Here is a 12,539-nt window from a genome sequence, read left to right as displayed (position 1 = left end):
CTGGCGGGGCTGGAAGGCTGGATCAGACCCGCTGCCGCAACTCGGTGAGGCGGCCGGCGACGTCGAGGCCCTTGCCGGCGGCCCAGGCGTCGTCGTGGTACGTCGCCAGGTGCCGCTCGGCCGCGTCGCCCACCAGCGAGACGATCGTGCCGCTCTCGCCCCTGGCCCGCATGCGCCCGGCCAGTTCGAGCGCGGCCCACAGCGCGGTGCCGGACGAGCCGCCCACCGGCAGCCCGGTGACCTCCCTGATGCGCCTGGCCGCCGCCACGCCCGCCGCGTCGGGCACCGGCACCACCAGATCGACCAGGTCGGACCGGAACCCCGGCTCCACGCGCGGACGGCCGACGCCCTCGATCCGCGAGGGCATGCCGGTGGCGTAGTCGGGCACGTCGAGGGTCCAGCCCGGGAAGTAGGCGGAGTTGTCGGGATCGGCGACCGCCACCCGGCAGCCGTGCGCCCCGGCCGCGGCGCCGAGCGTGGCCGAGGTCGCGCCGGTGGCCGCGCCGGTCACCACCCAGTCGGGACGGACCTGGGCGAACAGCTCTTCGGCCAGGTCGTGCGGCGTGGCCCGGCCGAACTGGTCGAGGTAGTGGCCCCCGACCTCCCCGGCCGCCTCCCTGGCCGCGTCGTAGATGGCCAGGGGCGGCGTCACGAACCTGCACTCGCCGCCCAGCGCCTCGACCGCGCGGGCCCGCGCCGGGTCGGGCGCGCCCGGCATGACCACGACGTAGGGCAGGCCGAGCCGCCGGGCGAACCACGCCTGCGCGACCGCGGCGTTGCCGCCGGTGGCCTCGACCACGGTGGTGCCCTCGGTGATCGAGCCGTCGAGCACGGCCCGCCGGAACAGCGCCCTGGCGTGCCGGTGCCGCAGGCTGCCCGTGGGCTGACCGGACTCGTCCTTCAGCAGCAGGCGCACGCCGGGGACCCGGACGGGGAAGTCGATCAGCCTGGTCGGCGGCCCGGCGGCCAGCGCGTCGAGCGCGCGCGTGCTCCAGCTCACCGGACCACCCTGTCAGGACGAGCTCAGGAAAGCTCGACCTGTTCGCCAGGGGCGAGCAGCACGAACCGCTCGCCGAGCCCGGCGAACGCCTTCTCCAGCGTGTCGCGGCCCTGCGTGAAGTGCGCCCACTGCTCGAAGTGCAGCGGGACGACGTGCCGCGCGCCCAGGATGTCGGCGGCGGTGACGGCGTCCTCGCTGGTCAGCGTCAGGAAACCGTCCACGAGCGGGGTGCGCGCGCCGCCCGCGAACAGCAGCGCCACGTCGATCCGCGGGAACCTGGCGGCCACGGCCCGCACGACGTCGAGCGAGGCGTTGTCGCCGCTCACGTAGACGGTGGGCAGGCCCTCGCCGCTGAGCACGAAGCCGGTGACCTCGCCCGTCAGGTGCTCGGTCCCGTCGGGGCCGTGCTGGGCGGGCACACCGGTCACCCGCAGCGGGCCGACCTCGGTCTCGCTCCAGTTGGGCAGGGCGCGCACCGGCTCGCCGACGCGCTCGGCCGCCGAGACGGTGGACAGCGCCAGCGGGGCCGCGGCGAGGAACGCGCGGCCCGCGTCGTCGAGGTTGTCGGGGTGCTGGTCGTGCGAGAGCAGCACGGCGTCCACCGGGCCCACCTCGTCGGGGCCGAAGGCGGGGCCGGCCGTCTTCTTGAGCACCCTGGCGCCGACCGGGTGGTCGCCCGGCGCGTCGAAGGTGGGGTCGACCAGCAGCCGGACGCCGCCCAGCTCGATGACGGCGGTCGGGCCACCGGCGTAACGAATCTTCATGTCCGTCAAGGACAAAGGGGCACAGAAGGTTTATTCCGCACGCCGTTGAGCACCCGGGTCACCGTGCGGTGGCACAGGGCGCGGAAGTCGGGCTCGGCCATGCTCATCCGGCCGCTCAGGTACTGCTGGACCAGGCCCTGGGTGCTCGCCGTGACCGCGAGCGCGGTCTCCAGCGGGTCGTCCTCGCGCAGCACGCCCGCGCGCATGCCCTCCTCGGCCAGCGCCACCACCACGCTGAACGGCGGGCCCTGGCCGTCGCGGAAGTCTTCGGGGAAGCGGCGGGCCCGCGCCCATGCGTCGGAGGTCAGGAAGTTGTACAGGTGGGGGCTGCCGAGCGCGAAGTCGAGGAAGTCGTCGAGCGCCGCCATCATGCGCTGCTCCACGTCGCCCGCGCTGGGCCTGCGGGTCCACGCCTCGGCCAGCTCGCGGGCGGCGGCGTCGGCGACGGCGCGCAGCAGGGCCTCCCTGTTGGGGAAGTGCCGGTAGATGGCCATGGCGGTGACGCCCACGGCCTCGCCGACCCGCCGCATGCTGACGGCGTCGGCGCCCTCCTCCAGCAGGATCTGCCGGGCCACGGCCTCGATGCGCGCAGCCGTCCCTCGTTCGCTCACGTTTACAGTGTATACAGACGGAGTGCCCCCGGCGCCCGCTCCGGCACGGCGGGCCGGCGGGGCGCCACCGGGGGCAGCCGGACGTACGGCGAGCCCGTGGCGGGCCTGGGATCGGGGTCGCCGGCGTTGGGCCACAGGGACATGGCCCGCTCGGCCTGCGCGGTGATGGTGAGCGACGGGTTCACCCCGAGGTTGGCCGACACCGCCGAGCCGTCCACGACGTGCAGCCCCTCGTGGCCGTAGACGCGGTGATAGGCGTCGATCACGCCGGTCTCGGGCGAGTCGCCGATCACGCAGCCGCCCAGGAAGTGGGCCGTCGTCGGGATGTCGAACAGGTCGAGCCAGGTGCCGCCGGGCACCCCGCCGATCTCGGCCGCCGCGTGCCGGACGGCCTCGTGCCCGGCCGGGATCCAGGTCGGGTTGGGCTCGCCGTGGCCGCGGGCCGACCGCAGCCCCCAGCGGGTGCGCCGGACGGTGATCGAGTTGTCCTTGGCCTGCATGACCAGCGCGATGACGGTCCGTTCCGACCAGCGGCGCAGGTCGAGCAGCCGCAGCGCCTCCAGGGGCCGCGCGGCGATCTCCCGGAACAGCGCCGGCCACCTCGGCTGGCCGCCGTCCACGAGCAGGGTGCGCAGCAGGCCCATGGCGTTGGAGCCGTCGCCGTAGCGCACGGGCTCGATGTGGGTCTCGGCGTCGGGGTGGATGGAGGAGGTGATGGCCACGCCCTTGTTGAGCTTCTCGCCGCCCGCCGACGTGCGCTCGAAGCCGAGCAGGGCCTCGGAGTTGGTCCTGGTCAGCGTGCCGAGCCTGGGCGACAGGCCGGGCAGGTCGCCGGTGGCGCGCAGCTTGTGCAGCAGGCGCTGGGTGCCGTACGTGCCGGCCGCGAAGATCACCTGCTTGGCCGTGAACGAACGGCGGCGCAGCGCCGACCCCGTCCGGCGGGCGACGACCCGGTAGCCGCCGGAGGGCAGCGGGCGCACCGAGGTGACCGTGCACTCGGCGTAGACCCGGGCCCCCGCCCGCTCGGCCAGGTGGAGGTAGTTCTTGACCAGCGTGTTCTTGGCGCCGTGGCGGCAGCCGGTCATGCACTGCCCGCACTCGATGCAGCCGCGCCGCCGCGGCCCGGCGCCGCCGAAGTACGGGTCGACGCCGTCCTCGCCGAAGTAGACGCCGACCGGGGCCAGGTGGAAGGTGTCGCCCACGCCCATCTTCTCGGCGACCCGGCGCATGACGTCGTCGGCGCGGGTGACGGTGGGGTTCGTGACCGCGCCGAGCATGCGTCTGGCCTGGTCGTAGTGGGGGGCCAGCTCCGCCTTCCAGTCGGTGATGCCGGCCCACTGCGGGTCGCGGAAGAACGGGTCGAGCGGCTCGTAGAGGGTGTTGGCGTAGACCAGCGACCCGCCGCCCACCCCGGCTCCGGCCAGCACCATCACGCCGGTGCCGCGTTCGCCGCGCAGCACGTGGATGCGCTGGATGCCCTTCATGCCGAGCCAGGGCGCCCACAGGAAGTCGCGCAGCTTCCACGAGGTGGCCGGCAGCGCGGAGTCGTCGAACCGGCGGCCCGCCTCCAGCACGCCGACCTTGTACCCCTTCTCGCTCAGCCGCAGCGCCGAGACGCTGCCGCCGAACCCCGACCCGATGACCAGAACGTCGAACGTCACTTGATCCGCAGCTTCCGCATCGCCTTGAGGGTGCCGGCCAGGACGTCGGCCCACGTCTCGTACGTCAGGTCGAAGGGCGGCTCGAAGCCCAGCCAGGACGCCTGCGAGGCCACGGTCTTGGACTCGGTGTAGCGCAGCAGGCCCTCCGCGCCGTGCCGGCGGCCGAGGCCCGACGCCTTCATGCCGCCCATGGGCGCGTCGTAGGAGGCGTAGGCCGAGCCGTACCCCTCGTTGATGTTGACCGTGCCGGCCTTGACGCGGGCGGCCAGGGCGCGGCCGCGGGCCGGGTCGGTGGTCCAGATAGAGGCGTTCAGGCCGTAGATGGTGTCGTTGGCCAGCTCGATCGCCTCCTCCTCCGAGTCGAAGGGGTAGAGGGCGACCACCGGCCCGAACGTCTCGTTGCGGCACAGGTCCATGTCGTCGCGCACGCCGGTGAGCACGGTCGGCTCGTAGAACAGCGGGCCGAGGTCGGGCCTGGCCCGGCCGCCGGTCAGCACGGTCGCGCCCTTGGCCACGGCGTCGTCCACGTGGGCGCTGACCGCGTCGAGCTGGCGTTGCGAGGTGAGCGAGCCCATCTGGACCGACCAGTCGTGGCCCGCGCCGAGCTTGAGGTTGCCGACCTGCCTGACCAGGCGCGCGGCGAAGTCGTCGAACACCGACGTGTGCACGTACAGCCGCTCGATGGACAGGCAGAGCTGGCCGGCGTTGGTGAAGCAGGCCCGGATCGCCCCCTGGACGGCGAGCGGCACGTCGGCGTCTTCGAGCACCACCATCGGGTTCTTGCCGCCGAGCTCCAGCGAGCAGCCGATGAGCCGCTTGGCCGCCTCCTCGGCGATCTTCCTGCCGCCCCTGGTCGAACCCGTGAACGCGACGTAGTCGGCGTCGTCGAGCAGCGCGTCGCCGATCTCGGCGGGCTCGCCCAGCACGACCTGCCAGATCTCACGCGGCATGCCCAGCTCGGCCAGCAGGTCGATGGTCCACAAGGTGGACATGGCGGTCTGGGTGTCCGGCTTGTGCACCAGCGCGTTCCCGGCCAGCAGCGCCGGCACGGCGTCGGTGACGCCGAGCGAGAGCGGGTAGTTCCACGGGGAGATCAGCGCGACCACGCCCTTGGGCTGGCGCAGCTCGGTCACCCGGGTGGCGCCGGGGAAGATGCCCTTGCGGGTGCGCGGCGCGAGCAGGCCGGACGCCCGCCGGGCGTAGTAGAGGCTGCACCCGGCGACGTCGAGCACCTCCTCGAAGGCGTGCTTGCGGGCCTTGCCGGTCTCGTTCTGGACGATGTCGAGGATCTCGTCCCTGCGGTCGAGGATGGCGTCGTGCAGCAGCAGGAACGGTCTGGCCCGCGCCGCGGCGGGCCTGGCCGCCCACTCGGCCTGGGCGGCCCTGGCGCGCTCGTAGGCCAGGCGTACGTCGTCGGCCGTGGAAATGGGCAGCTCGGCGAGCGGCTCGCCGGTGAAGGGGGCGGTGATCTCCCGGGTCTTGCCGCTGGACGTGACGTGCATGCCCGAAGGATATTCCGCTTGGCTACCGGCGGGTAGTTTTTGCGGATTCGCGGGGTGGGGTCAGAATCCTCTTATGCCATCGTTCGCTCCGCTACGCCCGGGAGATCCGGCGAGTCTGGCCGGCATGGACCTCCTCGGCAGGCTTGGCGAGGGCGGCCAAGGCGTCGTCTACCTCGCGAAAGATCATTCCGGCGCGCACGTCGCCGTCAAATGGCTGCGCCCCGACCTGTCCGGCGACGACGTGAGCGTCGAGCGGTTCCTGCGCGAGGTCCAGGTGGCCCAGCAGGTGGCGCCGTTCTGCACCGCGGCCGTCCTCGGCACCGGCGTCGAGCTGGACCGGCCGTTCATCGTCAGCGAGTTCATCGAGGGGCCATCGCTGCAACGGGTGGTGCAGGAGGAGGGGCCGCGCACCGGGTCCACGCTGCACCGGCTGGCCATCGGCACCGCGACCGCGCTGGCCGCCATCCACCAGGCCGGCATCGTCCACCGCGACTTCAAGCCCGCCAACGTCATCCTGGGCGCGGACGGCCCGCGGGTGATCGACTTCGGCATCGCGCGGGCGCTCAACGCGACCTCGACGATCAGCAGCATGGTCGTGGGCACGCCGTCGTACATGCCGCCCGAGCAGATCATGGGCCACACCGCCGGGCCGGCGGCCGACATGTTCTCGTGGGCCAGCGCGATGGTCTACGCGGCGTCGGGGCGGGCGCCGTTCGGCAGCGACACCATGCCCGCGGTGATCAACCGGGTCCTCAACCAGCAGCCCGACCTGGGCGTGCTCGACGGCGCGCTGCGTGACGTCGTGGCCGCGTGCCTGGCCAAGGACCCGGCGCAGCGGCCGACGGCCGAGCAGGTGATCATGCGCCTGCTCCAGCACCCGATGCCGGCGAACTCGCCCATCCTCGCCGCGGCCGCCGCCGAGGCCGTCCCCGCCGGGCCGCCCATGACCGGGCCGGTGGCGCGGCCGATGGCGGGACCGCCGCAGCAGCACCCGCAGGGACCGCCGCAGGGGCCTCCACAGGGGCCTGCACAGGGGCCTCCGCACGGGCCGATGACCGGGCCGGTGCCGGGGGGCCGGCAGCCGTACCCGCAGCAGCAGTGGCACCCGCCGGGCCCGTACGCGCAGCCCACCCACCCGGGCGTCCACCCCCGGCGGCCGGCCGGGAAGAGCAGGGCGCCGCTGGTCATCGGGGCCACGCTGGCCGTCGCCTTACTCGTGCTGGCCGGGCTCGTCGTGCTCATCGCCAACAACAGGACGCCCCTGGCCGCCGACGGCGGCGTCACGACGCCCGCGTCCGCCCAGCCGTCCGGGCGCAGCGTGCCGCCCGCCACGCCGTCGGTCGCGGCGTCGGTCGCGCCGGTCTCCGTCCCCGAGGAGGGGCCGCGCAAGGCGCTGCCCGGCGCCGCGATCGGCCTTTATGAGAACACCTCCGACGCGATCGTCCTGACCTCCTACGAGATCTACGACAAGAAGAAGGAGGACTGGATCGACCACGCCAGGGACTCGCTGCGCGGGCCGTTCCGCAAGTACGCCGGCAACTGGGAGTCGAACGTCTCCCCCGGCGGCCGCTACCTGGCCACCCGCGGCCGCAAGTACACCGACGACAACTACGACTACATCATCGTCAGCGACCGCCAGACGGGCGAGCGCACCACGATCAAGACCGTCCGCGGCCCGCTGATCGCCAGCATCCGCGGCTGGTCCGAGGACGGCTCCAAGATCCTGCTCAACATCGAGCGGAAGAGCGGCGACACCTGGACCTACCCCGGCTTCGTCATCGTGGACGTCGCCACGAAGAAGGCGAAGACCGTCATGGTGGACGACTCCGCCGTCCGCAAGACCGCCTTCGGCTGGGACGGCGAGGGCACGGGCGTGATCAACACCTTCGGCCCGGAGAAGAACCGCAGCCTGCGCTTCTTCGACGCCGACGGCAAGGCCACCCGCGACCTGCGCTCGATCGGCACGCTGCCCGCCGGCACCCAGGACGTCTTCTCCCCCTCGGGCGAGTCGTTCCTGTCCACCTGCCCCAACGGCAGCGACGGCGACACCTGCGTGTGGGACGTCAAGTCGGGCGACCGCACGCACAAGTTCGCCTCCGACTGCGACAAGGTGCTCGGCTGGTACGACGACACCCACCTCTACTGCTGGGAGCAGGACAACAACACCAGGGACGAGATCCAGGTCGTCGACCTCAAGGGCACCCTGCTCCGCAAGATCCTCGATGTGCCGGAAGACGTCGACTTCAGCCCGGTCTTCACCGCCAACCCGGCCAAGGGCTCCTGAACCATCCGGCCCGCGCAGCCGTCATGGAGGTCATGAAGACGCTGTTCCGTACGGCCGTGACCGCCGCGGCCCTCGCCATGGCCACGACGGCCTGCACCTCGGCGGCCACCGGCCAGGCGCCCGTGCCGAAGGTCACGCTCGACGCCGTCCGCCTGGTCGCCTACGACAGTTGCGACGACATGCTGTCGGGCCTGCGGGAGCACGCCGCGGAGAACGTCGGCCCGTGGGGGTTCGGCGGCCCGCAGATCATGTACATGGAGGACACCGCCGCCACCGCGCGGGCGAAGACCACCTCCGACACCCCCGAGCACTCCACCACGAACGTGCACGAGGCGGGCGTGGACGAGCCCGACCTGGTCAAGACCGACGGCAACCGGATCGTCACGGTCGTGGACGGCACCCTGCGGGTCATCGACACCGCGACCAAGAAGGTCACCGCCTCGCTCAAGCTCACCAAGAAGGACGAGCCGACCTTCGCCCCCGCCGACCTGCTGCTCTCCGGCGACCGCGCGCTGGTGCTGTTCCGCGGCGGCGACATCATGGTGAAGTCCTTCGCGCCGCCCGGAGAGACCCGTTACGTCGTGGTCGACCTGGCCGGGCAGCCGAAGGTGCTCAGCACGATCCGGGCGCAGGGCTCGTACGTGGACGCCAGGATGATCGGCTCCACGGTCCGGCTCGTCACCCGCAGCCAGCCCGACATCACCTTCCCCGAGCCCAAGAGCCCGGACGCCTCCGAGGCCGACCGCAAGAAGGCCAACCAGGACGTCGTCCGGCGGGCGCCGCTGTCCGCCTGGCTGCCCACGGTCGAGATCACCGGTGGGTCCGGCGCGGTCAAGAAGGACACGGTCAAGTGCGAGCGGGTCAGCCACCCCGCCGACTACACCGGCACCTCGCTGCTCACCGTCCACAGCATCGACCTGACCCAGGACGTCGCCGCGACCGGCACCGAGCCCATCAGCCTGGCCGCCGACGGCGACACCGTCTACGGCAGCGGCACGAGCCTGTACGTCGCCAGCAACCCCCGCTGGTGGTTCCCGGTGGTCACCGAGCCGATGCCGATCGAGCCCGTGCCGACGGCCACCGACGGCGCCGCCCCGGCCGTCGAGCCCACCCCGAGCGACCCGGCCGTGACGAGCAGCGCCCCGGCCACGCCCGCCACCTCCGAGCCCGTACCCGAGCCCACCCCCACGGCTCCGCCCGAGGAGACCGAGGTCCACCGGTTCGACATCAGCGCCGCCGGCGCCCCCTCGTACGTGGCCTCCGGCAAGGTCCCCGGCCGCCTGCTGAACCAGTACTCGCTGTCGGAGTACGAGGGCCACCTCCGCGTCGCCACCACCCTCACCGCCACCGACGGCGGTAACAGCGCCAGCAGCGTGTACGTGCTCGACGCCGCCACCATGGCCAAGACCGGCGAGGTCGGCGGCCTCGGGAAGGGCGAGCGCATCTACTCGGTCCGGTTCATCGGCCCGGTGGGCTACGTCGTGACGTTCAAGCAGGTGGACCCGCTCTACACGCTCGACCTGCGCGACCCGGCCGCCCCCAAGGTGACCGGCGAGCTGAAGATCACCGGCTACTCGGCCTACCTGCACCCCGGCGCGGACGGCCGGCTGATCGGCATCGGCCAGGAGGCCAGCGACAAGGGCAGGACGCTCGGCACGCAGGTCTCGCTGTTCGACGTCAGCGACCCGGCCGCCCCGCGCAGGCTGTCGCAGCTCTTCCAGAAGGAGTCGGGCTCCGAGGCCGAGTGGGACCCGCACGCGTTCCTGTACTGGCCGAAGACCGGCCTGTCGGTGCTCCCGCTGATGACCCCCAAGGAGTCGGGCGCGCTCGTGCTGAAGATCGACGACTCGGCCGTCAAGAGGCTCGGCATGATCAAGCACCCCACCCACCAGGACAAGGACTACACCTACCAGCCCGGCATCCAGCGCTCGATCGTCATCGGTGACGCCCTCTGGACGCTGTCCTGGGACGGCCTCCAGGTCAACGACGCCACGACGCTGGCCCGTCAGGCCTGGATCCCGCTGCGCTGACCCGCGTGAGGGCGGGGGACCGGTCCGCCGGAACGGTCACCCGCGCTCCGGCGCGACCACGGGCACGATCTCGGGGGCGCCCAGCCGGATGGCGTCGGCCTCCTGGTCGGAGTCCTGCTCCTGGGAGCGCCGCTCGGCCTCGACGCGCTTGGTGTAGTACTCCACCTCGCGCTTCACCTGCTCGGCGTCCCAGCCGAGCGGCCCGGCCAGCAGCTCGGCGGCCTCCTGCGCCACGGCCAGGCCGCGGTGGAAGGTCTCGATGGAGATGTGCGTGCGCCTGGTCAGCACGTCGTTGAGGTGCCTGGCGCCCTCGTGGGTGGCGGCGTAGACGATCTCGGCCCGCAGGTAGTCGTCGGCCCCGGCCAGCGGCCGGCCCAGCGACGGATCGTCCTCGATCAGCTGGAGCACCTCGTCGATGAGCGAGCCGTAGCGCTGGAGCAGGTGCTCGATCCGGGCGACGTGCAGGCCCGAGGTGTGGGCCAGGCGGTAGCGGGAGTTCCACAGCGCCTGGTAGCCCTCGGCCCCGGCCAGCGGGATGCGGTCGGTGCACGAGCGCGGCACCCGCTGGTCGAGCCCGTGCGCCACCGCGTCCACCGCGTCGCGGGCCATGACCCGGTACGTCGTGTACTTCCCGCCGGCGATCATCACCAGCCCCGGCACCGGATGCGCCACGACGTGCTCGCGCGACAACTTCGACGTCTCGTCGGACTCCCCCGACAGCAGCGGACGCAGCCCGGCGTAGACGCCCTCGACGTCGTCGCGGGTCAGCGGCACCGACAACACGGCGTTGACGTGGTCGAGCAGGTAGTCGATGTCGGCCCGGGAGGCGGCCGGATGGCCCTTGTCGAGTGTCCACTCGGTGTCGGTGGTGCCGATGATCCAGTGGCGGCCCCACGGGATCACGAACAGCACCGACTTCTCCGTGCGCAGGATGATGCCGGTGCGGGAGTGGATGCGGTCGCGCGGCACCAGCAGGTGGATGCCCTTGGAGGCCCGTACGTGGATCTGGCCGCGCCCGCCGACCAGCTCCTGGATGTCGTCGGTCCACACGCCCGTGGCGTTGACGACCTGCTGGGCGCGTACGTCGAACTCGGCGCCGGTCTCCAGGTCGCGCGCCCGCACGCCGGTGACCCGCTCGCCCTCCCGCAGGAACCCGACCACCTGGGCGCGCGGCGCGATCCGGGCGCCGTACGTGGCGGCGGTGCGCAGCATGGTCATCACGTAACGGGCGTCGTCGACCTGGGCGTCCCAGTACTGGACGGCGCCGGTGAGTGCGCTCTTCTTCAGCGCCGGGGCCAGCCGCAACGCCCGTGACCTGGACAGATGCCGATGGCCCGGCACCCCGCGGGTGACCCCGGAGGTGAAGCCGAGCGTGTCGTAGAGCGCCACGCCGGCGCCCACGTACCCGCGTTCCCACCCGAAATGGGTCATCGGGAACAGGAACGGCACCGGCCGGACGAGGTGCGGCGCCAAGCGTTGGAGCAGCAGCGCCCGCTCCTGCAGCGCCTCGCGCACCAGGTCGAAGTTGAGCTGCTCCAGGTAGCGCAGGCCACCGTGGATGAGCTTGGACGAGCGCGACGAGGTGCCTGAGGCGAAGTCGCGGGCCTCCAGCAGGGCCACGTCGAGGCCCCGGGTGGCGGCGTCGAGCGCGGTGCCCGCCCCCACCACGCCGCCGCCGACCACGACCACGTCGAACTCCTGGGCGGACATCTCCGCCAGCGCCGCCGCGCGCTCGGTGGGCCCGAGCCGGGCCACGCTCCTACCCGCCGTCATCGTCTCCCCTTGCATCGACTGCGGTCAGTACCTACCCGTACGCCCGGTTCCATGTAACGCAAGGGACGGCTCAGGCGCGTACGACCTTGACGCCCGCGTCGGTGAGCCGGCCGGTGAGCTCGTCGGAGAGCCGCTCGTCGGTGACCAGCGTGTCGATCTGCTCGATCGGGCAGATGCGGGAGAAGGCCCGCCGGCCCACCTTGGAGGAGTCGGCCACCACGACGACCTGGGCGGCCCGGCTGATCAGCAGGTTGTTCACGCTGGCCTCGCCCTCGTGGTGGGCCGAGGCGCCCAGCTCGACGTCGATCGCGTCGACGCCGAGGAAGGCCACGTCGAGGGTGACCTGTTCGAGCACGCCCGAGGCCAGCGGCCCGATCAGCTCGTACGACTGCTGCCTGGCCACCCCGCCGGTGACCACGATCTTGACGTGCTGCCGCACGGTCAGCTCGGCGGCGATGTTCAGGGCGTTGGTGACGATCGTGAACCCGCTCTCCAGCGTGGACAGCGTGGCGAGGGTGCGGGCCAGCTCGGAGGTGGTGGTGCCGCCGTTGAGCCCGACCACGGCGCCCGCGCTCACCAGGTCGGCCGCCGCGGCCGCTATGCGGTGCTTCTCGTCGGCGTGCCTGGCCGTCTTGTAGCGCAGCGGCAGGTCGTAGCTGACGCTCTGGGCGACGGCTCCGCCGCGCGTGCGCATGAGCATCTGCTGCTGGGCGAGCTGGTCGAAGTCACGCCGGATCGTGGCGGTCGAGACGTCGAGCGCCTGGGCGGCCTCCTCCACCGACAGCCTGCCCTCCTGGGCGAGCAGCTCCAGGATGGCGTTCCAGCGATCGTAGCGGGACACGAAGCCTCCAATGAGATCCGGACGGGATCAAGCGTGGCACAGGCAGGGAGGCGAGAGCGACCACTGCACAAAA

General features: G+C 72.5%; 9 protein-coding genes. 2 read left to right on the top strand and 7 right to left on the bottom strand.

Features of this window, described 5'->3' with window-relative positions; all coding sequences use genetic code 11:
* Positions 1-22: 22 nt before the first annotated feature.
* The 5 genes from AB0C33_RS00470 to AB0C33_RS00450 are packed head-to-tail and all read right to left on the bottom strand — an operon-like array spanning position 23 to position 5,538.
* Positions 23-1,000 carry a pyridoxal-phosphate dependent enzyme gene (locus AB0C33_RS00470; RefSeq protein ID WP_358282212.1) on the bottom strand — a complete coding sequence of 326 codons (978 nt, stop codon included), beginning with the start codon at positions 998-1,000 and terminating at the stop codon, positions 23-25.
* Between the two features lie 23 nt (positions 1,001-1,023).
* On the bottom strand, positions 1,024-1,764 hold the full coding sequence (locus AB0C33_RS00465) for an MBL fold metallo-hydrolase (RefSeq protein ID WP_358282211.1): 741 nt from the start codon (positions 1,762-1,764) through the stop codon (positions 1,024-1,026).
* Between the two features lie 5 nt (positions 1,765-1,769).
* On the bottom strand, positions 1,770-2,375 hold the full coding sequence (locus AB0C33_RS00460) for a TetR/AcrR family transcriptional regulator (RefSeq protein ID WP_358282209.1): 606 nt from the start codon (positions 2,373-2,375) through the stop codon (positions 1,770-1,772).
* Between the two features lie 2 nt (positions 2,376-2,377).
* Positions 2,378-4,036 (bottom strand): GMC family oxidoreductase, encoded by a 1,659-nt coding sequence (locus tag AB0C33_RS00455; protein WP_358282207.1) that lies wholly within the window; start codon positions 4,034-4,036, stop codon positions 2,378-2,380.
* On the bottom strand, positions 4,033-5,538 hold the full coding sequence (locus AB0C33_RS00450; RefSeq protein WP_352318716.1) for a succinic semialdehyde dehydrogenase: 1,506 nt from the start codon (positions 5,536-5,538) through the stop codon (positions 4,033-4,035). The genes AB0C33_RS00455 and AB0C33_RS00450 overlap by 4 nt, the downstream gene beginning before the upstream one ends.
* 124 nt (positions 5,539-5,662) lie before the next feature.
* Between AB0C33_RS00450 and AB0C33_RS00445 the strand changes: the two genes are divergently transcribed.
* Together AB0C33_RS00445 and AB0C33_RS00440 are read left to right on the top strand one after the other, a co-directional pair.
* Positions 5,663-7,822 (top strand): protein kinase, encoded by a 2,160-nt coding sequence (locus AB0C33_RS00445; protein ID WP_358282204.1) that lies wholly within the window; start codon positions 5,663-5,665, stop codon positions 7,820-7,822.
* Positions 7,823-7,854: 32 nt separating this feature from the next.
* On the top strand, positions 7,855-9,852 hold the full coding sequence (locus AB0C33_RS00440; protein ID WP_358282202.1) for a beta-propeller domain-containing protein: 1,998 nt from the start codon (positions 7,855-7,857) through the stop codon (positions 9,850-9,852).
* A 36-nt stretch (positions 9,853-9,888) separates the two neighbouring features.
* On the opposite strand, the gene AB0C33_RS00435 is transcribed toward AB0C33_RS00440, so the two are convergent.
* Together AB0C33_RS00435 and AB0C33_RS00430 are read right to left on the bottom strand one after the other, a co-directional pair.
* Positions 9,889-11,625, bottom strand: coding sequence for a glycerol-3-phosphate dehydrogenase/oxidase (locus tag AB0C33_RS00435; RefSeq protein ID WP_358282201.1), 1,737 nt, complete (start codon positions 11,623-11,625; stop codon positions 9,889-9,891).
* Positions 11,626-11,695: 70 nt separating this feature from the next.
* Positions 11,696-12,466 carry a DeoR/GlpR family DNA-binding transcription regulator gene (locus tag AB0C33_RS00430; protein ID WP_358282199.1) on the bottom strand — a complete coding sequence of 257 codons (771 nt, stop codon included), beginning with the start codon at positions 12,464-12,466 and terminating at the stop codon, positions 11,696-11,698.
* Positions 12,467-12,539: the final 73 nt, after the last annotated feature.

The sequence above is a fragment of the Nonomuraea sp. NPDC048881 genome (assembly GCF_040649795.1).
Taxonomy (GTDB): Bacteria; Actinomycetota; Actinomycetes; order Streptosporangiales; family Streptosporangiaceae; genus Nonomuraea.
Note: the sequence above shows the minus strand (reverse complement) of the source record. Positions and strands in the feature narration are given on the sequence as shown.